At 37.3% G+C, this 24,117-nt stretch carries 22 protein-coding genes; 14 read left to right on the top strand and 8 right to left on the bottom strand.

Translation table 11 applies throughout. The features are described from left to right. Positions 1–16: 16 nt before the first annotated feature. The 10 genes from sucD to hslU all read left to right on the top strand — a co-directional run bounded on the left by sucD (position 17) and on the right by hslU (position 8,687). The gene (sucD, locus tag J3U42_RS01325; protein WP_220217923.1) at positions 17–886 is read left to right on the top strand and encodes a succinate--CoA ligase subunit alpha; all 870 of its coding nucleotides are present in this window, start codon (positions 17–19) and stop codon (positions 884–886) included. A 104-nt stretch (positions 887–990) separates the two neighbouring features. Further along, positions 991–2,562, top strand: coding sequence for a cytochrome ubiquinol oxidase subunit I (locus tag J3U42_RS01330; RefSeq protein WP_267329578.1), 1,572 nt, complete (start codon positions 991–993; stop codon positions 2,560–2,562). Positions 2,563–2,580: 18 nt separating this feature from the next. Further along, positions 2,581–3,717, top strand: a complete 1,137-nt coding sequence (gene cydB, locus J3U42_RS01335; RefSeq protein WP_220217921.1) for a cytochrome d ubiquinol oxidase subunit II — start codon at positions 2,581–2,583, stop codon at positions 3,715–3,717. A 9-nt stretch (positions 3,718–3,726) separates the two neighbouring features. Further along, positions 3,727–3,837 carry a cytochrome bd oxidase small subunit, CydX/CbdX family gene (locus tag J3U42_RS01340; protein WP_220217920.1) on the top strand — a complete coding sequence of 37 codons (111 nt, stop codon included), beginning with the start codon at positions 3,727–3,729 and terminating at the stop codon, positions 3,835–3,837. A gap of 178 nt (positions 3,838–4,015) precedes the next feature. After that, positions 4,016–4,411: a tol-pal system-associated acyl-CoA thioesterase gene (gene ybgC, locus J3U42_RS01345; protein WP_220217919.1), complete on the top strand. Its 396-nt coding sequence runs from the start codon at positions 4,016–4,018 to the stop codon at positions 4,409–4,411. Next, a complete protein-coding gene (gene tolQ / locus J3U42_RS01350; protein WP_267335116.1) occupies positions 4,412–5,092 on the top strand; it encodes a protein TolQ in 681 nt (226 codons plus the stop codon). 2 nt (positions 5,093–5,094) lie between these two features. Then, entirely contained in the window at positions 5,095–5,514 is a 420-nt protein-coding gene (tolR, locus tag J3U42_RS01355) for a colicin uptake protein TolR (protein ID WP_220217918.1), read from the top strand. Positions 5,515–5,544: 30 nt separating this feature from the next. Then, on the top strand, positions 5,545–6,645 hold the full coding sequence (tolA, locus tag J3U42_RS01360; RefSeq protein ID WP_267335118.1) for a cell envelope integrity protein TolA: 1,101 nt from the start codon (positions 5,545–5,547) through the stop codon (positions 6,643–6,645). 158 nt (positions 6,646–6,803) lie between these two features. Beyond that, complete coding sequence (hslV, locus tag J3U42_RS01365; RefSeq protein ID WP_220217916.1) at positions 6,804–7,331, top strand: ATP-dependent protease subunit HslV; 528 nt, start codon at positions 6,804–6,806, stop codon at positions 7,329–7,331. A 27-nt stretch (positions 7,332–7,358) separates the two neighbouring features. Continuing rightward, entirely contained in the window at positions 7,359–8,687 is a 1,329-nt protein-coding gene (gene hslU / locus J3U42_RS01370) for an HslU--HslV peptidase ATPase subunit (RefSeq protein WP_255556123.1), read from the top strand. Between the two features lie 106 nt (positions 8,688–8,793). Here hslU and asmA read toward each other — a convergent pair whose 3' ends face one another. The 3 genes from asmA to mltA form a co-directional block, all read right to left on the bottom strand. After that, on the bottom strand, positions 8,794–10,674 hold the full coding sequence (asmA, locus tag J3U42_RS01375; RefSeq protein ID WP_267335120.1) for an outer membrane assembly protein AsmA: 1,881 nt from the start codon (positions 10,672–10,674) through the stop codon (positions 8,794–8,796). A 33-nt stretch (positions 10,675–10,707) separates the two neighbouring features. After that, a complete protein-coding gene (gene dcd / locus J3U42_RS01380) occupies positions 10,708–11,289 on the bottom strand; it encodes a dCTP deaminase (protein WP_220217914.1) in 582 nt (193 codons plus the stop codon). 68 nt (positions 11,290–11,357) lie between these two features. Further along, positions 11,358–12,452 carry a murein transglycosylase A gene (gene mltA, locus J3U42_RS01385; RefSeq protein ID WP_255556121.1) on the bottom strand — a complete coding sequence of 365 codons (1,095 nt, stop codon included), beginning with the start codon at positions 12,450–12,452 and terminating at the stop codon, positions 11,358–11,360. A 159-nt stretch (positions 12,453–12,611) separates the two neighbouring features. Between mltA and cycA the strand changes: the two genes are divergently transcribed. Further along, positions 12,612–14,012 (top strand): D-serine/D-alanine/glycine transporter, encoded by a 1,401-nt coding sequence (gene cycA / locus J3U42_RS01390; RefSeq protein WP_324099764.1) that lies wholly within the window; start codon positions 12,612–12,614, stop codon positions 14,010–14,012. A 55-nt stretch (positions 14,013–14,067) separates the two neighbouring features. Here cycA and J3U42_RS01395 read toward each other — a convergent pair whose 3' ends face one another. Continuing rightward, positions 14,068–15,099, bottom strand: a complete 1,032-nt coding sequence (locus J3U42_RS01395) for a TerC/Alx family metal homeostasis membrane protein (protein ID WP_220217912.1) — start codon at positions 15,097–15,099, stop codon at positions 14,068–14,070. A gap of 183 nt (positions 15,100–15,282) precedes the next feature. On the opposite strand from J3U42_RS01395, the gene dacB reads away from it, so the two are divergent. Then, complete coding sequence (dacB, locus tag J3U42_RS01400; protein ID WP_267329573.1) at positions 15,283–16,719, top strand: serine-type D-Ala-D-Ala carboxypeptidase; 1,437 nt, start codon at positions 15,283–15,285, stop codon at positions 16,717–16,719. An 80-nt stretch (positions 16,720–16,799) separates the two neighbouring features. Here dacB and J3U42_RS01405 read toward each other — a convergent pair whose 3' ends face one another. Both J3U42_RS01405 and J3U42_RS01410 read right to left on the bottom strand, forming a co-directional pair. Next, positions 16,800–18,635, bottom strand: a complete 1,836-nt coding sequence (locus J3U42_RS01405; protein ID WP_220217910.1) for an ABC transporter ATP-binding protein — start codon at positions 18,633–18,635, stop codon at positions 16,800–16,802. Positions 18,636–18,887: 252 nt separating this feature from the next. Then, positions 18,888–19,571, bottom strand: a complete 684-nt coding sequence (locus J3U42_RS01410; RefSeq protein WP_220217909.1) for a LexA family transcriptional regulator — start codon at positions 19,569–19,571, stop codon at positions 18,888–18,890. A gap of 658 nt (positions 19,572–20,229) precedes the next feature. Here J3U42_RS01410 and tatA point away from each other — a divergent pair. Next, entirely contained in the window at positions 20,230–20,409 is a 180-nt protein-coding gene (gene tatA / locus J3U42_RS01415) for a Sec-independent protein translocase subunit TatA (RefSeq protein ID WP_366518712.1), read from the top strand. 14 nt (positions 20,410–20,423) lie between these two features. Beyond that, complete coding sequence (locus tag J3U42_RS01420) at positions 20,424–21,608, top strand: FAD-dependent monooxygenase (protein WP_267335125.1); 1,185 nt, start codon at positions 20,424–20,426, stop codon at positions 21,606–21,608. Positions 21,609–21,711: 103 nt separating this feature from the next. Here the strand turns inward: J3U42_RS01420 and J3U42_RS01425 are convergent, their stop codons facing one another. Beyond that, on the bottom strand, positions 21,712–22,752 hold the full coding sequence (locus J3U42_RS01425; protein ID WP_267335127.1) for an NADH:flavin oxidoreductase/NADH oxidase: 1,041 nt from the start codon (positions 22,750–22,752) through the stop codon (positions 21,712–21,714). Between the two features lie 148 nt (positions 22,753–22,900). Continuing rightward, positions 22,901–24,094, bottom strand: coding sequence for an MFS transporter (locus J3U42_RS01430; RefSeq protein WP_267329568.1), 1,194 nt, complete (start codon positions 24,092–24,094; stop codon positions 22,901–22,903). Between the last annotated feature and the right edge of the window lie 23 nt (positions 24,095–24,117).

A 24,117-nucleotide genomic window follows, 5' to 3' on the forward strand; every position in this document is an offset into this window, starting at 1 on the left:
GTGGAGAACAATAATTATGTCAATTTTAATCAATAAAGATACCAAAGTTATTTGTCAGGGTTTTACCGGCAGTCAAGGCACTTTTCATTCAGAGCAAGCGTTAGCTTATGGAACAAAATTAGTTGGTGGTGTTACACCAGGTAAAGGTGGAACGACGCATTTAGGTTTGCCAGTGTTTAATACTGTTAAAGAAGCCGTTTTAGCGACCGGCGCAACTGCTAGTGTTATTTATGTTCCTGCGGCATTTGGTAAAGATTCTATTTTAGAAGCAATTGATGCCGGCATTGAGTTGATAGTCTGTATTACCGAAGGCATTCCTACTTTAGATATGCTAGTGGTAAAAGAAAAACTCATTCAAAAAAATGTCACAATGATTGGTCCAAACTGCCCGGGCATTATTGTTCCGGATGAGTGTAAAATTGGCATCATGCCGGGACATATTCATTTAGCCGGTAAAGTTGGCATTGTTTCTCGCTCCGGAACGTTAACGTATGAAGCAGTTAAACAAACAACAGATATTGGATTAGGGCAATCGGTTTGCGTTGGCATCGGTGGAGACCCAATCCCGGGAAGTGATTTTATTTCTATTTTAAAATTACTTGAACAAGACCCTAAAACTCAAGCAATTGTCATGATTGGTGAGATTGGTGGTAGCGCTGAAGAAGAAGCGGCGCAATATATCAAACACAATGTTACTAAACCTGTTGTTGCATACATTGCTGGCGTATCGGCACCTGCCGGTAAACGTATGGGACATGCAGGCGCTATTATATCGGGTAACAAAGGCACGGCAGAAGAAAAAACGAAAGCATTACAAGCAGCAGGTATCACGGTTGTTAGTAGTCTAGCAGATATTGGTGAAGCAGTAAAAAAACGTATTAAATGATCAATTTTTGATATTTATCAATTTTTATTCTCTAAATATTGTTGTACAATAAGCGTAAATAACGTTATAAATTTTGTGGGCATTTAAAGGATTAGGGAGCACCTATGTTAGATATCGTAGAACTATCACGCCTTCAGTTTGCACTCACAGCAATGTATCATTTTATTTTTGTACCATTGACGCTAGGTCTAGCGTTTATGCTTGCAATTATGGAAACCGTCTACGTTGTTAGTGGTAAGCAAGTCTGGAAAGATATGACTAAATTCTGGGGTAAACTTTTTGCTATCAACTTTGCTGTTGGTGTGGCAACCGGTTTAACCATGGAATTTCAGTTTGGTACCAATTGGTCTTATTATTCACACTACGTTGGGGATATTTTTGGCGCACCATTAGCTATCGAAGGTTTAATGGCATTTTTCCTAGAGTCAACTATGGTTGGTTTGTTCTTTTTTGGTTGGGACAGATTAAGCCGTGGTAAACATCTTATGGTCACTTGGTGTGTGGCATTTGGCTCAAATTTATCTGCACTTTGGATTTTGGTTGCAAATGGTTGGATGCAATTTCCAATCGGTTCAGATTTCAACCCGATCAACTCTCGTATGGAAATGGCGAACTTTTATGAGCTCATTACCAATTCAGTTGCGCAATATAAATTCGTTCATACTGTGGCAGCCGGTTACTTAACAGGGGCTATTTTTGTATTAAGTATTAGCGCCTATTATTTATTGAAAAAACGGGATGTTGGATTTGCTAAGCGTTCGTTTGCTGTGGCCGCCACATTTGGTTTTATCACCTCAATTGTTGTTGCTGTTATGGGCGATGAAGCCGGTCACGAAATGACGACCGTTCAGCCAGCAAAACTAGCTGCAATTGAAGCTGAATGGGAAACTCAACCCGCACCAGCATCATTTAATGTGATTGCTTTTCCTTCACAAAAAAATAAAGAAAATTTATTTGCTATTGAGATCCCATATGTAATGGGCTTAATGACGACACGTTCAGTAGATACGCAAGTTATTGGTTTAAAAGATATCTTAGCAAGTAATGAAACAAGAATTCGTAATGGTATTTTAGCTTATACCAATCTGGAGAAAATCCAACAAGGTAGCCAAGATCCTGAGGTTTTAAAAGCATTTGAAACTTATAAAGCTGACTTAGGTTATGGTTACTTAGTCAAGCGATTTACCGATCGTGATAACTTAACCATTCCGCAAGCAACCGAAGCGCATATTAAAGCGGCTACTGAAGACTCAATTCCGACTGTTTGGCCTTTATTCTGGGCATTTAGAGGAATGGTTGGCTTTGGCTTGCTGATGATTTTAGGAACAGGTCTGGCATTATGGACAACGTATAAAAACAAGATTGGCGAAAAACGTTGGTTATCTCGTATGTTAGTACTATTTTTACCATTACCATGGTTAGCTTGTGAATGCGGTTGGTTTGTGGCTGAATACGGTCGTCAACCATGGGCAATTCAAGATATTTTACCAACTGGTGTGGCAAATTCATCCTTAACACCGGGTGAAGTGTTATTTACTATGGTACTTATTTGTGGACTTTACACGCTATTTTTAGTTGCTGAAATGTTCTTAATGTTTAAGTTTGCTCGTTTAGGGCCTAGCTCTTTAGGAACGGGTAACTATCATTATGAAAAAACACAATCAGTAACAGAATAGGACATAGGAGTATACACAATGATTGATTACGAAATTGTACGCGTCATCTGGTGGGTGCTGATTAGTGTTGTTTTAATCGGTTTTGTTATCACAGATGGATTTGATATGGGCGTAGGTATCTTATTACCTTTTATCGGTAAAACGGATACTGAACGCCGAATTATGATAAATGCTATTGCTCCCCATTGGGACGGTAACCAAGTGTGGTTGATCACCGCTGGTGCCGGCATTTTTGCCGCTTGGCCAATGGCATATGCGGCTTCGTTTTCTGGTTTTTATATTGCGATGATATTAGTGCTTTGTGCGTTATTTTTCAGACCAATTGGTTTTGATTATCGCAGTAAATTAGAAAATTCGAAGTGGCGAAACATGTGGGACATTGCTATTTTTCTTGGTAGCTTTGTACCGGCATTAGTTTTTGGTGTGGCTTTTGGTAATTTATTAGAAGGTGTGCCGTTTAGATTTGATAACTCTTATCGAGTATTTTATGACGGTAATTTCTTCGGTTTACTTAATCCATTTGCTATCTTGACCGGTATTGTCAGCTTAATGCTATTTGTTGCTCATGGTGGTGCATGGTTACAAATGAAAACATCCGGTGAGCTCTATTTAAGAGCACGTAAAGCTACACAAATTGCCAGCCTTATTATGATAGTGGCATTTATATTAGCTGGAGTATGGGTAATATTTGGTATCAATGGTTATGAAATTACCAGTGTGATTGATTACAATGGCACTTCTCATCCGTTAAGTAAAACCGTATCGACCGATGGTTCATGGTTAACCAACTATATGAATTATCCGATCTTATGGATCGTGCCTATTTTAGGTATTGTTTTACCATTATTAACGATTTTATGCTCCGGATTAAATAAAAATGGTTTAGTGTTTTTATTATCAGCATTAACTATCGCTTGTGTGTTATTTACTTATGGTATTGCAACGTTTCCGTTTATCATGCCATCGAGCATCATGCCAAATGCTAGTTTAACGATTTGGGATGCTTCATCAAGTCAGTTAACACTTAATATTATGTTAGTTGTTGTTTTAATATTTTTACCAATAATTTTGCTCTATACCACTTGGTGTTATATCAAGATGTTTGGACGACTTGATAAAAATCATATTGAAAATAACAAGCATTCACTTTATTAAGGAGCAATTATGTATTATGTATTATGGTTTGTAGGTCTTATTGCTGCTTGTATGCTTGCTGTTGTAACCGGCCTGTGGGTTGAACGCAATAGTAATGAAAAAGAAGCTGACGATAAATAAACATTCATTAATCAGTTGAAAGGTGGCATTTTGTCACCTTTTTAATTTTTAACTGAGGTAAGATGAGAATAAGTTATAAATGATAATTGTTTTCATTTAACTATTTTTATATCATAGTGCAGCAAATTTTATATTCATATATAATGAGCGCTAAATTTTACGGGTTCAAATATTAAATATGAAACAGTTCGACTGGAATGCAAGAGTCTATTATGAAGATACCGATGCGGGGGGCGTGGTTTATCATGCTCGATATCTCGCTTTTTTTGAACGCGCCAGAACAGAAATGTTAAGAGCGATCGGTATCAGTCAGCAAAAGTTATTACAAGAAGGTATTGCTTTTGTGGTTAAAAAGTTGGATATTAGCTACGACTTTCCAGCTCGTTTAGATGACATGCTAACTATCAGCAGTAAAGTTGAGCTAATTCGCAAGGCGTCTATTATTTTTAAGCAGACTATTTTTAATCAAAATAAGCAGGCTATCAGCACCGCTGATGTGGTTATTGCTTGTGTCGACATGACAAAAATGAAGCCATGTGCGCTTCCTAAGTCATTAGTTTTGGAGTTTATATAAGTGGAAAATCTTAATATTATTGATCTATTTTTACAAGCAGGTTTATTAGTACAATGTGTAATGTTACTGTTGCTTCTGTTCTCGGTAATGTCTTGGGCTATTATTTTTCAGCGAAGTAAAATATTAAACAAAGCTAAAAAACAAGTAGAGCAATTTGATAATAGCTTTTGGTCTGCTGATGATCTAAATGTTTTATTTGACAGAGCAAAATTACACAAAGAAGATATTTGTGGTACAGAACATATCTTTTATTCAGGCTTTAAAGAGTTTTCTCGTTTATATCAAATTAATCCTAATATGCCGGAAGCCGCTTTAGATGGCGCATCACGTTCAATGCGTTTAGCAATGAACAGAGAATTGGATAATTTAGAGTTACATATTCCTTTCTTAGGAACGGTTGGTTCTATCAGCCCATATATCGGTTTATTTGGTACCGTTTGGGGGATTATGCATGCGTTTATCTCTCTTGGTGCAGTAAAACAAGCAACGTTACAAATGGTTGCACCAGGTATTGCTGAGGCGCTAATTGCCACCGCTATCGGTTTATTTGCCGCAATTCCTGCTGTTTTAGCTTATAATCGATTATCACTTAGCGTTAGTCGAATGGAACAAAATTATCTTAACTTTATCGATGAGTTTTCAGCAATTTTGCAACGCCAAGCAGTGGCAGTTAGGAAATAATTATGAGTAGACGTTCACGTTATACAACTAAGTCTGAAATTAATATTGTTCCGCTATTGGATGTATTATTAGTTTTAGTACTTATTTTTATGGCAACTGCCCCAATTATCAGCCAAAGTGTTGAAGTTGATCTACCGGAAGCATCTGAATCTAAAACAGTTTCACCTACTGAGAATAAACCGATTATTATCGAAGTGTCAGGTGTTGGGATTTACACATTAATCATTGATCAAGATCGGCTATCAAACCTACCGGAAGAACAGATTGTTGCTGAAGTTAAACAACAAATGTCACTTAATGACAAAGCTGTTTTTTTAGTTGGCGGGGCTAAAAATGTTCCTTATGAAGAGATCATCAAAGCGTTGAATCTATTGCAATCTGCTGGTGTCAAATCTGTTGGATTGATGACTAACCCAATTTAAATAAACACAAACATATAAAAAGTGTCAGCGATGTCTAATAAGTTAAACTCAAAATTAAGTGTGCCGGTTTTAATATCGATTATTTTGCATGGAATTATCATTGTTATTTTAGGTTACCGTTTTATGCAAGACAGCGATGCTAACTTTGGTAGCATTAATGGAAATTCTATTGATGCAATTATGGTCGATCCTTCGGTCTTAAATGAGCAATATCAAAGGCAATTACAATCACAGATTAATCAGCAAAGCGCTCATAATCAACGACAAGAACAAATTAATAGTCAGACTGACGAATTTTTGCAAAAACAATTCGAACAGCAAGAGCAGCTGAAACAGTTAGAAAAAGAGCGTCAAGAGCTTGCTGAGAAACAAAGGCTAGAACAAATCGCTGCCAATGAGGCCGCCAAAGAAGCGGAAAGAGCCATCAAAGAAGCAGAAAAAGCAGTTCAAGAAGCAAAAGAAAGGGCTGCCAGAGAAGCAGAAAGAATCGCTCAAGAAGCAAAAGAAAAGGCCGAAAAAGAAGCGAAAGAAAGGGCCGAAAAAGAAGCAAAAGAAAGGGCCGAAAAAGAAGCGAAAGAAAGGGCTGAAAAAGAAGCAAAAGAAAGGGCCGAAAAAGAAGCGAAAGAAAGGGCCGAAAAAGAAGCGAAAGAAAGGGCTGAAAAAGAAGCGAAAGAAAAGGCCGAAAAAGAAGCGAAAGAAAAGGCCGCTAAAGAGGCAGCAGAAAAGGCCGCCAAAGAAAAAGCGGCCAGAGCAAGAGCAGAACAAGCTAAAAGAGATAAGGAGCTTAATCAACTTTTAGGCGGCCTAACTTCGGGATCTTCAAACTCGTCCAGTGGAACGCCTAATCGTAGAGGGGTTTCGAACGGGGAATTAGGTAAGTATATATCGTTAGTACAAACTGCTATCCGTAATAATTTTAATAATCCTAATGGGCTCTATAGCGGTAAAAATTGTATTTTAGAAATTCAAATTGCCCCTGACGGCTTACTTCTTAATGTCAATGCTAAAGGTGGAGATGATGCCCTTTGTCGGGAAGCATTAACAGCAACAAAATTAGCCGTGATCCCCAAACCAACCAGTGCGCTATATAATCAAGTAAAAACAATGACAATCGATTTCCAACCTAAATAGTTGTGATTTTTTTACTTAAACGTAGAGTATTTCTGAAAGTTCTTGTCAAACAATAAAATTCAACATCTTGATTAACAGATGTTGAAAAACGATTAATCATCCCAATATATACGCTATTCATTCCAAATTAAGTTTTTATGTAAAAGAAGGAGCAGAATATGACAACAATTGTCAGTGTTCGTCGTAATGGGCAAGTAGTTATTGGTGGCGATGGGCAGGTAACATTAGGTGAACGTATTATCATGAAAGGTAATGCCAGAAAAGTTCGTCGTTTATACAATAACAAAGTAATTGCAGGATTTGCTGGTGGGACTGCCGATGCTTTTACACTATTTGAACTATTTGAGCGCAAATTAGAGATGCACCAAGGGCACTTAACTAAAGCTGCCGTTGAGTTAGCGAAGGATTGGCGAACAGATAGAATGTTACGCAAATTAGAAGCTTTACTTGCCGTTGCTGATGAAACTGCATCATTAATTATTACCGGTACGGGTGATGTTATTCAACCGGAAGATGATTTAATCGCAATTGGTTCTGGCGGTCCTTATGCACAAGCCGCAGCACGCGCATTATTGGATAACACTTCACTTTCAGCGCATGATATTGTGCAAAAATCATTATCGATAGCTGGTGATATTTGTGTTTATACTAATAATTTCCAAACTATTGAAGAACTCAATTATTAATTAATCTGATTTAAGAGAACTACTATTATGTCTGAAATGACTCCTCGCGAAATTGTAAGCGAATTAAACCAACATATTATTGGACAAGATAAAGCTAAACGCTCTGTCGCTATTGCACTGCGTAATCGTTGGCGCCGTATGCAACTTGATGAAGCATTACGCCATGAAGTGACACCAAAGAATATATTAATGATTGGTCCAACAGGTGTTGGTAAAACTGAAATAGCAAGAAGATTGGCAAAATTAGCCCATGCACCATTTATAAAAGTTGAAGCAACAAAATTTACCGAAGTTGGCTATGTCGGTAAGGAAGTTGATTCTATTATTCGTGATCTAACTGATTCAGCAGTCAAAATGATTCGACAAGATGCGATTGAAAAAAATCGTAACCGAGCTGAAGAATTAGCTGAAGATCGTATTTTAGATGTCTTAGTGCCACCGGCTAAAGATGGTTGGGGACAAGTTGAAAACAATAACGATTCAACTGCAAGACAAGCGTTCCGTAAAAAATTACGTGAAGGTGCGCTTGATGATAAAGAGATTGAAATTGAAGTTGCCGGCGTGAATATTGGCGTAGAAATTATGGCGCCTCCGGGAATGGAAGAGATGACTAACCAATTACAATCAATGTTTCAAAATTTAGGTGGACAAAAAACTAAACCACGTAAAATGAAAATTAAAGATGCATTTAAGCAATTGATTGAAGAAGAAGCCGCTAAATTGGTTAATCCTGACGATCTTAAACATGAAGCGATTGAAGCGGTTGAGCAAAATGGGATTGTGTTTATTGATGAGATCGACAAAGTTTGTAAACGTGGCAACTCATCTGGGCCGGATGTATCACGTGAAGGCGTACAACGTGATTTACTGCCTTTAGTTGAGGGTTGTACTGTTTCAACTAAACATGGTTCAGTAAAAACTGATCATATTTTATTTATTGCTTCCGGTGCTTTCCAAACTGCCAGTCCGTCGGATCTGATTCCTGAGTTGCAAGGTCGATTACCGATTCGGGTAGAATTGCAAGCATTAACCAGTAAAGACTTTGAGCGAATTTTAACTGAGCCAAATGCCTCACTTACTGCGCAATACAAAGCATTGTTAGCCACTGAAGGTGTTAATATTGAGTTTACTGCAGATGGTATTGCAAAAATCGCTGAATCAGCATGGCAGGTTAATGAACAAAATGAAAACATTGGGGCACGTCGATTACATACTGTATTAGAGCGTTTAATGGAAGAGGTCTCTTTTGACGCCAGTGAACTTGGTGGGCAAACAATTACCATTGATGCTAAATACGTCAGTGATCACTTAGATAAACTTGTTGCGGATGAAGATCTAAGCAAATTTATTCTATAAAACCTGATTTGTCAGTCATAAAAAAGGTGAGTTAAACTCACCTTTTTTTATATCTGATAAACGTCTATTTAATATTACCTTCAACGTTTACTTGGTTATCAAAACGTTACTTTTTAAGTAAACCACCTAAAATATCAAGCGCTTTTGATTTTGTATTTGATTTATCTTTAGATCCACCATTCTCAATTTTATTGCGTAGTTTTTCTAAACGATCTTGTAATTTATCGCTAAATACCTCAGTAAGCACTTTGGCGATATCGAGTTGATAACGTAAATTAGCAAATTGACCATAGATACGTAATGGTATTGTTATTTTTTGTAGCTTGGCTATCGTATCGCTTTTACTGTTCCAGCCACCTAACATTTTGATATTTAAATTCACATCTAAATCTTTTGCCATAATGCCAATTCGACCCGATCCATTAACGATATCAAGTGTTTCAGAATTTGCATTGACGGTATTTAGTTGAATATTACCATTGCTTATCGATGCGCTGGTTGAAATGTTATGAAACTCAGTATATTTTTTCTGATTTTCAGGCGTGATTGCATCTTTATTATATGCCGCTGCGGCATTTTCGATAATGCTTTGGATATTAAGATTATTAAGCCGAGCATTGTTAACACTAATATCAATATTACCTGCTAAAGAGCTGAGTAATTTTGCGCTTGAAAGCGTGCTGGCTTCTAATACCCCATTAGCGTTGACTGAACCTTCAAGATCATAAGCGGTTTGAATTTGATTAAAAAAGGTATTGAGATCAATATTAGTCGCTTTAGTGTTGAGTTTGATCAACGTATTTTTCTGTTTACCGTTAGCAACACCATTTGCCGAAACATGACCTTTGGCAAAGTCGAAATCGATATCTTTAATAGTTGCAATCCCGTCGTTATTTACCATATCAACTTTAAGATTATTTAGTGTAATCTTATCAGCGATAACTTGCTTAATATTAAGTTGTGCTTTGGCATTAAAACTATTAAGAAAGTCTAACTCATTACTGGATTTTGTAACTTGCGATACAACCGGTGGGGTTTGTTGGACGGCTACATTATCCTTCGATTTTTGTTTTTGCTGTGAAAAGGAAGCGACATCGAGCTTGTTAGAATTGAGTTGTAAATCGATATAAGGTTTACTCTCTAATTTTGCGATTAGTGCTCCGGCAAAATGGTTGTCATTGACAGAAAAAGCAATATTTTGACTGCTCAGTTGCATAGGCTCTTTTTGATAATTGATAACCGCATTCAAATTACCTTTAAACACTTGGTCTGAGCTGGTTACGCCTTTATAGGTGTAATCAAATCGATTTAATTTAATCGTTGCCTTTTGTGGAAATTGGCTGATCTCCACGTTAGCGTTAATGGAATAATATAAATCTTGTTGATTTTTATCAACGTTCCCGGTTAAATCTATTGAAATATTCTTATCGTTGGATTGCTCAACTGTAAGGTTGATATTTCTAAAGTTTATCAAATCATCATTGCGTTGGAGCGCGATTGTACTATCTGCAACTTCAAATTTATTAAAGGCAAATTTCCAGTTTGACGCACTTTTTTCGTTATTAGTTGTTGATGATTGATCGGTTGAATTATTCGATGTGCTTTGCTCACGATTTTTGGCCATATCGCCTTTACTTTCATCGGTAATGTTGATCATTGCTGATTTAATAAAAACGTTTTTAATTTCTAATTTCTTAGAAAAAAGCGGCATGAGTTCAACATCTAACCGCATATTATCCGCAGTTAAAATAGGTTTTTGTGCACCATGATCAGACAATTTTACCGAATCGGTTAATATACTTACTTGAGGCCAGATATGCCAACGCAGATCGCCTTCAATAGTTAACTCATAACCTGTTTTATCTTTTATTGTGTTTGAAATAAACCCACGGAAATTGTTAGGATCAACAAAAACTATCAGTGAAGCAATACTGATTACAACAACCAGAATTAAAATTAATAAAATAACCAATATCTTTTTGATCATATTAATGTTCCTATAGTAAGGTTATAAACTGTATTAGTCTTTATCAATACGACTGGCGACTGCGCCATGTTGGTCTTTATATTTTGCATCTTCTCTACGATTGTATGGTCTTGCTGAGGGGCCTGTTAATGTTTCAAAACTTAATGCGCCAATGGTCATGCCGGGTCTTAGCGCTAATGGTAATTTTCCTGAATTGTAAAACTCTAATACGATTTGTCCTTGCCAACCGGGATCGATCCGATGAGCCGTGACGTGCACCATTAATCCTAATCTTGCCAATGATGAACGACCGTCGAGCCAACCGACTAAATCATCGGGGATCGTCACCGATTCTAAAGTTACCGCTAATGCAAGTTCACCGGGGTGAAGATAAAAGGCATCACCTTCCGGTAATATCATTTCTTCGCTCATTACACGTTCTAGTACGGCGGATACTTCCTCCTTTGGACCACTTAAATCGATAAAAGGGGTGGTATGTTCCCTAAAAGTACGAAATTGATTGCCTAAGCGCACATCAACCGTTGCACCATTTATACAGCTTGCAGCTGGTTGTGGCGTAATTTTTAATTTACCACTTTGTAAATACGCTTCGATATCTCGATCGCATAATCTCATGAATTATCCTTAAATCTACTTTTTGGTCTATTTTAGCAGGTTCTTTAATTGGCGTCGATGCCGATAGTTTAAGGTTTTATTACCCATGCACGACCATAATGGTTATAAAATCCTGCAAGCTTGCCTGCTTTGTCGCCAATTCCTAGATAGAGATCAAAATGGTGTCCTTTAATCGCTCCGCCGACATCCAATGCCACCATTAAACGCACTTCACGTCTTCCACGATATTGCCCGTCGCTATCGAGTAACGGTACATCGACTAACACCACTGATCCAGTTGGAATTAATGATTTATCTGATGCAACTGACGCATTAGCAATTAAAGGCACAGCAGCTGCCCCTTTAACTTCGGCGTTGTATTGTGGTTTGAAGAACACAAAAGATCGGTTTTGAATTAATAGCGCCTTAAGCTGTTTTTCATTTTTGGTTTTTGCCCAATTTTTAATTGCTTGAATTGACATCTTATCTTTATCAATTTCGCCTTGTTCAACCAGTAATCGCCCAATACTTGAGTAACCATGCCCATTTTTGCCACCAAAACAGAAAAATACTAAAGGTGTGCCATCTTCAAAATCAATATAAGCACTGCCTTGCACTTCCATAATAAAGTTATCCATTAGTGAGTCGCTGTAGGCAATTTCTAATCCTTTGCCATTTAAAGCACCATTATAGATCTGCTCACGGCTAGGTAATTGTCCTTTAAAACTATTGCTGGCTGGCATTTTATAGATTGGGTATTTAAATCTGCCTGTAGGTTTGTGTCGGGCTTTGATAACCGGTGTGTAATAGCCGGTTAAATGAACATTCCCATAGCCGTCTTGTCCGCCCATTTCGTAACTGTTTAGCCCAATTTTATCAAATTCATGTGCACCTAATGATCGGTTAATCCATGCATCAACCGCTTTATAAATATGTTCATTTTTTCGGTATAAAGAAGGCGAGGTTAACTTTATTTTTTCAACTTGAATAATATAATCGGAAATATTAACTGGCGTATCTAATTTGGGATGACTAATGTTCAAAGCTAACGGTAATTGACCGTCTTGATACTGCTTTGTTTGTTTACCTGAACCGCTTTGGCAACCGGTCAGAAGTGATAATACAAGTAAAAGACATACGGTATAAATACGGTAATAGTGGTTGTTTTCTTTCATCTTAGCCATTATTTTTAGTCAGTTATTAATCATAGTTAGCTATGCTACACAATTCCATTATAAGAAACTACCAATAATTATCATTGATCCATAAAAAGTTTTCATAACATTTCAGCTTGCGATCTGGCGCCATAGACTTTATAGTCCTATACTCCCAAAAATTCGAAAATTGTAAAACGAAAGGTAATCAAAGCAATGAGTATCACATCCACAAACAATGATCTTAAGCGTAATCTCTCTAATCGGCATATTCAGTTGATCGCAATTAGTGGTGCAATCGGTACCGGCTTGTTTATGGGTTCTGGTAAGACCATTAGCTTAGCGGGGCCATCGATTATTTTTGTCTATATGATTATCGGCTTTATTCTATTTTTTGTTATGCGGGCTATGGGAGAGATTCTTCTATCCAACTTAAAATATAAATCATTCAGTGATTTTGCCAATGATCTATTAGGGCCATGGGCTGGATTTTTTACCGGATGGACTTACTGGTTTTGCTGGGTGATTACCGGCATTGCCGATGTGGTTGCAATTGCTGGCTATGCTCAACATTGGTTCCCGCAATTACAATCTTGGATCCCGATGCTGTTAACGGTTATTTTATTATTAACCTTAAATTTATTAACGGTAAAAATGTTTGGCGAAACGGAATTTTGGTTCTCGATGATTAAAATTGTGGCGATCTTAGCGTTGATTGCAATTGGTTTGGTTTTAATTATTACCGCTTATCATTCAGAACAGACCAATACGACAGCGGCGTTTTCTAATCTTTGGGATTATGGTGGATTTTTTCCTCACGGCACTATGGGCTTTTTTGCCGGCTTCCAAATAGCCATTTTTGCATTTGTTGGAATTGAATTGGTTGGTACAACTGCTGCTGAAACCGTAGATCCTAACAAGAATCTTCCTCGTGCTATCAATTCTGTTCCGGCACGTATCATCTTTTTCTATGTTTTTGCATTAATTATTATAATGAGCGTAACGCCGTGGACATTTATTTCACCAAATAAAAGCCCATTTGTTGAGTTATTTACGTTGATCGGTCTACCTGCTGCGGCAAGTATTATCAATTTTGTTGTGCTCACATCAGCCGCCTCCTCAGCAAATAGTGGTATTTATTCAACTAGTCGGATGCTGTTTGGATTGGCTAAAAAACAAGATGCGCCTGAGCCTTTTGGTAAGTTATCACGTCGTTCAGTACCGGCAAATGGATTGCTATTCTCGTGCATGTGCTTATTAGGTGGCGTCGTACTTATCTATCTGGTACCGAATGTAATGGAAGCGTTCACTATTGTGACCACTATTTCAGCTATATTGTTTATGTTTATTTGGTCGATGATTCTTATTTCTTATATTGCTTATCGCCGCAAAAAAGCCGATTTGCATCAACAGTCATCGTTTAAGATGCCCGGTGGGATTTTGATGTGTCTTATCTGTCTGGCATTTTTTGCATTTGTTATTGTGTTACTGACGTTAGAAGCGGATACTCGCCATGCGCTAATTGCAACCCCTATTTGGTTTGTTATTCTTGGGGTAAGTTACTTTATTCGTTCATTAAAACGTCAATAAGCCTTTTTTGTATCGGCAGCTTAGCTGCCGATCGCCTTCAATAAGTTATCAATTATCATTTATCTGTTTTAGGTGTTTTTTGTGGAAAGATAAAGCTTGCAACAATACCCATGGCTAATATTGCCAATACAACATAAAGGCTGACAGTTGGGCTAATATCTATACCATATCCGAAAAGATGATTGCTGGCATTTAGCGCTAATTTAATTGCAATAAAAAACAGTAGACAGACAACCGCTTTACCCAAATGCACTAAATATTGCTGCATTGCTTCGAGAACAAAATACATCGTTCTAAGCCCTAAAATAGCAAATATCATGGCACTGTACACAATTAAAGGTTCTTGGCTAACGGCTATAACGGCAGGTACCGAATCAAAGGCAAACATGACATCGCTCAGTTCGATAACCACAATACAGAGAAATAGAGGCGTTGCATAAAAACGGCTTTTCGGCAGTTTATCTTTTAATTGGCTATTTTCAGGTTTTGCCAGTTCAACCTTGACTTGCTCGCGTGTTAAAAAAAAGTGATGCCCAACAATTTTAGGAAAAGCAGGGAACAGGCGTTTGGCAATGCGATAAGCAAAATGGTTGGAGTAATCTTTTATCTGTTCATCATTGCCTTGATTTTTTAGCATCATAAAGCCCGTGAAAGCGACAATGACAGAAAACACAATTTCCATCCATGGCCCTAATGATAATAAACCGGTACCGATTATAACCAAAATAGCACGGAAGATAATTGCACCAATCACCCCCCAGTAAAGCAAACGGTGGCGATAATTATTTGGCACAGTAAACCATGAAAAAAGCGCCATGATAACAAAAAGATTATCCACCGAAAGGGCTTTTTCAAGTACATAGCCTGTGATAAATAGACTTGCCACTTCACCGCCATGATGAAGATATAAATAAAGCGCAAACACGAAAGCAACCGCTACCCAAAATAGTGACCATAAAATCGCATTGCTTAAGCTGATCGGTTTGTCTTTATGGTGAGCATATAAATCAATAATGATGGCAGTTAAGGCAAGCACAATAAATATAACAACCGTTTCTATTGGAAACCCTAATGAGTGTTGAATCATAGTTTTATCACCTAATTTTGAATTCTTTTTTGTAATAATTTAGCACGTTAAGGTAACGGATAATATTTAATTAAATATAATTTTAAAAGTGGTTGAGTATATATTGATAGGCATATCAAAAAAAGATATATTTATTGTCCCTATTCCATTGTTTCATTTAATAAACTATTCGAGCATATTGTAATGACAAATTTCAAAGTCTTTATTTTATTCCTGGTTTTATTCTTTTCTAATCTCTGCCTGGCTCAATCAGTCGAGCCGTATATTTCCACATTACCTAAGGGAAGTGATCTGTCAATCTTAGTGCAAACAGTGGATAGCAAACCTAAAACATTGGCAAAATATAAAAGCGACCAATTTAAGCAACCGGCAAGCACCCAAAAAGTGATAACCGCTTTAGCTGCTGTACTTGAATTAGGCAACGATTATCGTTTTGTGACTAAAATGCAAACGAGTGGCAGTATTAGCAATAAGCAACTTAACGGCGATCTGATTGTGCAATTAAGTGGTGATCCAACGTTTAACCGAGAAAGATTGAAAGCAATGATTGGGCAATTACGTCAAAAGGGAATTGAAAAAATTTCAGGGAAAGTGATTTTAGACACATCAATCTTTACCAGTCACGATAAAGCAGAAGGTTGGTCGTGGAACAATTTAACCGCTTGCTTTAATGCACCGCCTTCAGCGGCGATAATCGATGATAACTGTTTTTATGCAACTGTCACGCCAAATAAAGTCGGTGCCACAGCTTCGGTTTCGGTATCGTCAGGTATTCCGGTTATTGTGACAAGTGAAGTTAAAACCATTGCGGCAAAAAGTAAAGATTTACAAGATAAATATTGTGAGCTTGACGTAAAATATGCTGATAAAAATCGCTATCATTTAAAAGGATGTATTGCTTCAAGCTCTGATAAAACCGCGTTAAAGTTTGCTGTCATCGATCCGGTTGATTACTTTAGCGCTGTTTTAAAAAGCGAGCTTCAAAAGCAAAAAATAAGCTACAGCGGGCAAATCATTGAACGAAACCAAAAGAGTAATGCAAAACTTACCTTATTAGCTTCAAGCCAATCAGCGCCGCTATCTGAACTGTTAACCGTGATGCTTAAAAAGTCTAATAACTTATATGCTGATACTATTTTTAGAACATTAGGCGCTCATTACTATAATGTGCCAGGTACTTGGCGCAATGGTGGTGATGCGGTGAAACAAATCTTACACAAAAAAGCAGGTATTGATCTGGAAAATCTGGTTCTTGCCGACGGTTCGGGCTTATCACGCCTCAATTTGGTAAGCGCTGATAAATTAATGGAAGTGCTGCAATATACGTTAGCGAAAAATAGTAGCTTAGGTTTGATTGAAAAACTACCAATTGCAGGCGTTGACGGTACATTGCAAAATCGTAAAAGTTTTAACCAGTCACCTTTCAAAGAGGCGATTATGGCTAAAACCGGTTACATACAAGGGAGCTATAATTTAGCTGGATTTATTAAAAAATCAGACGGTAAATATGTCGCTTTTGTGCAACTGCTAACCGGCTATCAAGCTGATACTAAAGGTGAGCCTAAAAATGGTGCGATTATGAAGTTCGAATCAGATTTTTATAAAAACTTTATCAAGTAATCTTAGCGAATAACTCAGAAAACATAGTTGTTTTTTACTAAAACGTATATGTTTTCTGAAACTTCTTGTCAAGCAGATGATTAAATGTTGTCTGCTAAAAATCCACCACTTTGATGTTTCCAAAGTTGCGCATAAAGTCCGTTTTTATCGAGCAATTGTTGATGTGTACCTTGTTCAATAATCTTACCTTGATCAAGTACAACCAATCTATCCATTGCCGCAATTGTCGATAATCGATGAGCAATGGCAATCACGGTTTTCCCTTCCATTAAAGTGTATAGAGATTCTTGAATGGCTTGTTCAATTTCTGAATCTAATGCACTGGTTGCTTCATCAAGCAGTAAGATCGGCGCATTTTTTAAGATCACCCGGGCTATGGCAATTCGTTGTCGTTGTCCACCGGATAATTTGATCCCCCGTTCTCCAACAAAGGCATCATAACCGGTTCTGCCATTCGCATCGACTAAGGTTTGAATAAAGTCATCGGCATGGGCTTTTTTCGCGGCGATGATCATCTCTTCTTCGCTGGCTTGATTATTGCCATATAGCAAATTTTCTCTCACTGAGCGATGTAGTAATGACGTATCTTGGGTAACCATACCAATTTGTGAGCGTAAGCTCTCTTGAGTGACCGAAGCGATATCTTGCCCGTCAATGGTAATTTGTCCCTTTTGTAGATCGTAAAAACGCAACAATAAGTTAATCAGTGTTGATTTACCGGCACCTGAACGACCGACTAAGCCAATCTTTTCACCGGACCTGATTGTCAAATTAAGATCATCAATAATGGAGTTTTGAACTTTGCTATCATACGCAAAGTAGATATCTTTAAATTCAATTTTACCTTCAGTGACTTTAAGTGCTTTGGCATTAGGTTCATCCACCACTGTTTTCGCTGCTGAAAAGGTGTTAATGCCGTCTTTCACTACGCCAATATTTTCAAATAGTGAGGCCATTTCCCACATGATCCAGTGTGAAAAGCCATTTAATCGCAGTGCAACGGCTGTGGTAATGGCGATTGCGCCAATGCCGACAATTTGATTTGTCCAAAGCCAAAGCGCCACGCCTGTTGTGCCAAGTATTAATAATACTGAAAGTAAATGGTTGACGATTTCAAAACTGCTAACCAGTCGCATCTGTTTATTGACAGTGACTAGAAATTCATCCATTGACTCTTGAGCATATTTGGCTTCATTGCCGGCGTGAGAAAATAATTTTACTGTCATAATGTTAGTATAAGCATCAGTTACTCGCCCGGTCATCGTTGAGCGTGCATCAGCTTGCATGCTGGCAACTTTGCTTAAGCGTGGAATAAAGTAATACATCGAAATACCATAAAGCACACACCAAACTAAAAATGGTAGCAATAGCCACGGATCTAATTGACCGATGATAGCGGCCATGGTGATAAATGAGATCAACACGTAAACGAATATATCCGCAACTAAAAAGCAGGTATCCCTAACTGCCAGCGCTGTTTGCATCACTTTTGCCGATATTCGGCCGGCAAATTCATCCTGAAAAAAGCGCATACTTTGGTTAAGGACTAAGCGGTGTAACTTCCAGCGCATTCTCATCGGAAAGTTACCGGCTAAAGATTGGTGTTTAATAATGGTTTGTAATGCAACTATGACGGTACTGGCTAAAATGATTAAGCTAATTAATATCAAGGTTGCTTTTTCTTGTTGCCAAAATTGGCTTGGATCAATTTCAGATAACCAGTCAACAACTTTACCCAGAACGGCAAATAAAAAGGCTTCAAATGCGCCACTTAACCCGCTAAGTATAATTAATAGCAGCATAAAAAGGCGTATACCTTTAGTCGATTGCCAAATAAAACTAAAAAAGCTGTTAGCTGTCGGTTGCGGTTCATCTTTTGGATAAGGTGACACCAATTTTTCAAAAAATCGATACATATAAGACCTAATGAGTAAAAAGGTTAGATATTGATGAGAGCATCAATAAAATAAAAACGTGAGAAAAGTGCAGATATTTTTCTAATTTACTTTTGCACTAATGAATATTATGAATTAAATAAAAAAATCAATTGAGTACACACCTATCATTACTGAAATTAAGAAAAATTAATGGCTAAGCGAGGAAAAATGTTTAATTTTTCCTCTTTAATTGATTATATATTCAAAGGCGATAGATTGCTAATTATTCTATTAATATACGTCTTTAATTATTTGTACCACACGACCAACGATATGATATTTTTCAAAAAGTGCTTTAGGTACTTCAATTGTTGGATATTGATCGTTATTACAAATTAAAATCCACTTTCCGAGGGTTAAACGTATTTTTCTTAATAGAGTAAAATTTTCATACTCGATTAAATAAATGGCGCCGTCAATAATTTCGGTCAGTTCAGTATTAATAATCAAGCCATTGTTGTTTTCAATATCCGGTGCCATTAAATCACCTTTAGCCCAATAGATAATTAATTTTTTAATATCTAAGCCACGGTGAGAAGCCCAACCTTCAAGAACCGGATAATTCATAACTGGTGGTGTTTCACGCACATAGCGCTGACTTTGAGCCTCTTCTTTGGTGGGTAACTGTTTTTTATAAACTGGAATGCGATAGATATTTTCGTTGTGAACATCTTCATCATGTTTAGGATCTAATAAATCAAATTTATAGCCAGTTGCAAGCCAGTTAAAAGATACATTGCATTTTTCAGCAATCACCTCTAAACGGGTAAGCGAAGGGTAGGTTTTACCAGATAAATAATCACGTATGACAGTTTCTGACATATCACATTTTTTTGCGAAGGCAGAAACGGATAAACCTTGCATTGAGCTGTGTAATCTATCTTTAAATGTTTTGACATTGTTATTTTTAATCATACTCACTTCTATCTCGTTTTTCTTTTCTCATCCGTTCGTTAATTATAGTGCAAATTTTAGAACTTTTACATATTTGATTATATTAATAATTAAAAGATACGCTGTTTTTCTTAAATTTCTGTGATTAATTCGTTTTATATTGTGAGTTTTGGTGTGATTTTCGTTTAAAAATAAAAAGTGCCGAGTATTTTTAGAAAAAAATCGAATTATTTTTTTCCGTTTATAAAATTGTGTTTTTCTGTGCTTTTCAAGTTACCGTATTGGTTTTTATTCTATTTTTGCTATTTATTTGACATTGATCAAATAATATTGGGTGAATAAAACATCAAATCAAATATTTGCAACTATATGTTTTTAAATAATTTATTTTGAATTTTGGCTGTTTTTATTAAATATAACAAACATCAAAGAAAAAACGTTGACTTAAGCGAAAAAAAATGGATAATAAGCAGGGTAAGGATTTTTCATTGTTTTCTTTCCTTATATTCCTTATATTTCATGTTGGCCTGTATAGTTTTATACAGGTCTTTTTTTTATTCTGTGTTAACTATTCCTGAAATCCTGCCCTAAAAAGAGTATAATCATTCACTTCATTGAAGATCTATTTTTCTAATCTAAACTCAAGCAAAATAGTGATATATCTTTATAAGAGGTTTTTATTATGTCATTTAGTATCCCACATCTTTTAGTGTTCCTTGCTGTAGTGGTATTAATCTTTGGTACCAAAAAATTACGTAATTTAGGAACTGACTTAGGTTCGGCATTAAAAGGCTTTAAAAAGGCATTAAATGATGATGAAACCGAAGTAAACAGTAATGATAAACTTGATAATAAATAACGATATTGCCGTTTATGAACAGACAATTTGATGTCGCTATTGTCGGCGGCGGTTTGGTTGGTTTAGCCACCGCTTGCGCCCTTAGCCACTATGATTTAACTATTGCAATCGTTGATAGCAAAATTGAGCAATACCAACATCTGGTTGCCGATAATTTGGGTGTTCGAGCTTCAGCTATTAATGGTGCAAGCCAACGCTATTTTGCTCAAATTGGTATATGGGATCAGTTGTATGCCAGTAATCGTGTTCAAGAATTTATTGAAATTGGCGTATGGGAAAAAAACGGTCAAGCTCACTTATCTGCGCATGCGAGTGATTATGGTTATCCTAATTTGGGTTACATCATCGAAAATCATGTTATGTGTCACTATCTTTATCAATATGCTAAAGCTTGCCCGAATATTGCAATTTATACCCATGAAGCTGTTGCCAGCGTTTTTGAGCAGGATAATGCGTTATTAACATTAGCTGATAATAGCGTTATACAAGCTAAACTTATAGTGGGAGCTGACGGAGCGCACTCATGGATTCGAAAACAAGAGAAGATTTCATTAATTGAACGGGATTATCTTCATCATGCTTTGATTACAACCGTTGAAACCGAATATCCACACCAATTGTGTGCAAGGCAAATTTTCTACCCTAATGGCATTGTTGCTTTTTTACCATTGTGGCAATCTAATAAAAGTTGTTTAGTTTGGTCAACAAAACCTGAAAATGCCGAAATGTTGAAATCAATGCAAGAATCGGTGTTTGCTGATGAACTGTTTCGCTTAACCGGTGATAAGGTTGGAAGATGTCAGTTGGTTAATCCAAGAATGATTTTCCCATTAAGAGCAAGGTTTGCTAAGCAATTTATTAAACATCGATTAGTGTTAATTGGTGATGCTGCGCATACTATTCATCCTTTAGCCGGGCAGGGCGTTAATTTAGGTTTTCAAGATTCTGCGTTATTAGTTTCCACCATTAAACAATTGCAAGATGCCCGGCAAGATATTGGCTTAGTCGCTAATTTAAAAGCTTTCCAGTTCAAGCGCCGTAAAGATACGTTGATTATGTTAACTGCAATGCGCACCATTCAAGATATGTTTAATGGCGATAATTTATTGAAAAAGGCTTTAAGAACAGTCGGAATGAATGCTATTGATAACTGTTTACCGCTGAAAAAAGAGTTAATTAAATATGCAATGCATATTTAATATCGTTTCTAAATTAACATCCTGTAGCCAACTATTAAGCTTAGTAGTCTAAAACTAAATAATACTAAGCAGCAGAGTTAGCAAGCTACAGGGGTAAATCAAACTATTTAAAAGCCACCTGATAAGATGACGGAATAAATGGTGATGCGGGGATTCGTAATGGCCAATAAGGATCACGTAGTAATCCCCGACCAATTGCCACCAGATCAGCATCGCCGGTACTTAATACGTAATCAGCTAAGTAAGGATCTTCAAGCATTCCTACGCAGATAATCGGTAAATTTGTGGTTTGTCGAACTGCGTGAGCTAAATAGACTTGATAACCGGCGTGAAAATCTGGCGTATTTGCCGGATCAAGCTGTCCGTCGCCACCACCACTGACATCGAGCACATCAGCGCCGGCTTCCGAAAATCGTTTGGCGATCTGGCATCCATAATCTACACCATAGCCATTTTTTCCATATTCCTGCGCCGAAAAGCGAATAATTAATGGCATATCTTTTGGCATCACCGATTTGGCCGCTTTGATGACTTGCTCACCAAATAATAATTTGTCTTGACCATATTCATCGGTTCTTAAGTTGGTTTTTGGTGAGCTAAATTGATGAATCAAATAACCGTGAGCGCCGTGGATTTCAATTGCATCAAAGCCAGCTTCAACTGCGCGTTTGGTTGACTGTTTGAATTTTTCGATAATGTCGATAATTTCATCCTTTGAAAGCTCTCTTGGCATTTGATATTCCCACTGTTTATGCGCTTCGTTGGCGCCGTCATAGCGCACCGCTGAGCATGAAACAACATCATCACTCCCCAGCGCTTTACGACCCGCATGGGCAATTTGTATCGCAATTTTACCATTTTGTGCATGCACCGCATCGACAATCCGTTTAAATTGATCACGCTGCTCATCATTCCATAAACCGAGGCAGTAAGGCGAGATTCGCCCATTAGGCGCAACATTGGTCATTTCAACAATGATTAATCCTACACCGCCAACAGCTCGGGAGACGTAGTGGACATAGTGCCAATCATTAGGTAGGCCGTCGGTTGCTTGATATTGGCACATTGGTGGCATGACAATGCGGTTTTTTAATGATAAATTTTTGATAGTAAATGGAGTATTAAGATACGATATTTTAGCCATTTTTGACTCCTTCTCTAATCTTTTTGTCTAAAACTTATTTAATCTTGCTATCGATATAGTACACTGAGTTTGGCTATTTTAAATAGCTAAATGCCTATATTTTGATCGGCAAAAGAGAAATAAATCAGCCCGCTTTGGTTAATTCTTGTCAAGAAGTTTCAGAAATTGTATACGTTTTAGTATAAAAATACCAAATAATGAGTCCTAAAATGCCTAAAATAGTGCCGGCTATAACAATGGCGATCCAACCATAATGACTAAAAAGATAAGTTGAGCCAACCGATCCCAGCATGCCTCCGGTAAAGTAACTCACCATATATCCGGTATTGATTCGACTTCTGGCTTCGGGTCTGATTTGGTAGATTGCGCTCATATTTGATACGTGCGTCACTTGTACCGCAAAGTCTAATAAAATGACACCTAATATCAAAGCAATAATCGAATATTGTGCCAATGAGAGTGGTAGCCATGAAGCTAACAAAAGCGCTAATCCGATAGTGGTTGCGGTTTTGCCTTTTCCTTTATCAGATAATTTACCGACTATGGGTGAGCCTAAAGCACCTGCTGCACCGGCTAATCCAAATAACCCAATAATAAAATCTGAATAGTGGTAAGGCGCATCGGTTAATAAAAAGGCTAGCGGTGTCCATAGTAGTGAAAATAGTGCAAATGAGGTTATGGCAAGTAAAGAGCGTATTTTTAACACTGGCTCTTGTCTGTATAGCGCACCAATTGATAATAGCAGTTGCAGATAATTGATACTGATATGATTACAATAGCGAGGCAGAGATAACCAAAGCAGGAAAGTAACAATAAGCATAATGCCGGTTGCAATCCAATAAACATAGTGCCAATCAGCAATGGTTGAAATGGCACCGGCAAAAGTTCGACCTAATAAAATGCCAAGTAGCATACCACTCATTAATGTGCCAACAATTTTGCCACGGTGCTCAGGTTTGGCTAAGGTTGCAGCAAAGGGAATCAATACTTGTGCAACGGTCGAAAATAGTCCGGTCATAGCCGTTCCGACAATAAGCATCCATAAATTTTGCGATGAGGCGCTGATGACTAATCCGCAGGTGGATAGCAGCATTAAAATTAAGATTAACCGCTTACGCTCTATCATATCGCCTAGCGGCGTAATAAACAGTAAACCAACAGCATAACTGAGTTGTGCGGTCATAATAATTGAGCCGGCGTGTTCAACAGCGATATGCAGATCATGGGTGATTGAGTGTAATAAGGGTTGCGCATAATAGTTACTGGCGATAGTCACACCAATTGCAAAAGCCATTAGAAAAACTAGCCAGAAAGATAAGCCTTGAGAATGTGTGCTGTTCATAAATCTAAATATCTAAAATGATG

The organism is Gilliamella sp. B2923, assembly GCF_026536565.1.
Taxonomy (GTDB): Bacteria; Pseudomonadota; Gammaproteobacteria; order Enterobacterales; family Orbaceae; genus Gilliamella.

Bases quoted from the DNA above. Each gene is read 5' to 3' on its own strand.
- J3U42_RS01395 (WP_220217912.1), bottom strand. From the start codon at position 15,099: ATGATTCAACACTCATTAGGGTTTCCAATAGAAACGGTTGTTATATTT.
- J3U42_RS01405 (WP_220217910.1), bottom strand. From the start codon at position 18,635: ATGTATCGATTTTTTGAAAAATTGGTGTCACCTTATCCAAAAGATGAA.
- J3U42_RS01340 (WP_220217920.1), top strand. From the start codon at position 3,727: ATGTATTATGTATTATGGTTTGTAGGTCTTATTGCTGCTTGTATGCTT.
- tolA (WP_267335118.1), top strand. From the start codon at position 5,545: ATGTCTAATAAGTTAAACTCAAAATTAAGTGTGCCGGTTTTAATATCG.
- hslU (WP_255556123.1), top strand. From the start codon at position 7,359: ATGTCTGAAATGACTCCTCGCGAAATTGTAAGCGAATTAAACCAACAT.
- cydB (WP_220217921.1), top strand. From the start codon at position 2,581: ATGATTGATTACGAAATTGTACGCGTCATCTGGTGGGTGCTGATTAGT.
- J3U42_RS01330 (WP_267329578.1), top strand. From the start codon at position 991: ATGTTAGATATCGTAGAACTATCACGCCTTCAGTTTGCACTCACAGCA.
- ybgC (WP_220217919.1), top strand. From the start codon at position 4,016: ATGAAACAGTTCGACTGGAATGCAAGAGTCTATTATGAAGATACCGAT.
- tolR (WP_220217918.1), top strand. From the start codon at position 5,095: ATGAGTAGACGTTCACGTTATACAACTAAGTCTGAAATTAATATTGTT.
- J3U42_RS01410 (WP_220217909.1), bottom strand. From the start codon at position 19,571: ATGATTAAAAATAACAATGTCAAAACATTTAAAGATAGATTACACAGC.
- hslV (WP_220217916.1), top strand. From the start codon at position 6,804: ATGACAACAATTGTCAGTGTTCGTCGTAATGGGCAAGTAGTTATTGGT.
- dcd (WP_220217914.1), bottom strand. From the start codon at position 11,289: ATGAGATTATGCGATCGAGATATCGAAGCGTATTTACAAAGTGGTAAA.
- dacB (WP_267329573.1), top strand. From the start codon at position 15,283: ATGACAAATTTCAAAGTCTTTATTTTATTCCTGGTTTTATTCTTTTCT.
- asmA (WP_267335120.1), bottom strand. From the start codon at position 10,674: ATGATCAAAAAGATATTGGTTATTTTATTAATTTTAATTCTGGTTGTT.
- sucD (WP_220217923.1), top strand. From the start codon at position 17: ATGTCAATTTTAATCAATAAAGATACCAAAGTTATTTGTCAGGGTTTT.
- J3U42_RS01430 (WP_267329568.1), bottom strand. From the start codon at position 24,094: ATGAACAGCACACATTCTCAAGGCTTATCTTTCTGGCTAGTTTTTCTA.
- mltA (WP_255556121.1), bottom strand. From the start codon at position 12,452: ATGGCTAAGATGAAAGAAAACAACCACTATTACCGTATTTATACCGTA.
- J3U42_RS01420 (WP_267335125.1), top strand. From the start codon at position 20,424: ATGAACAGACAATTTGATGTCGCTATTGTCGGCGGCGGTTTGGTTGGT.
- J3U42_RS01425 (WP_267335127.1), bottom strand. From the start codon at position 22,752: ATGGCTAAAATATCGTATCTTAATACTCCATTTACTATCAAAAATTTA.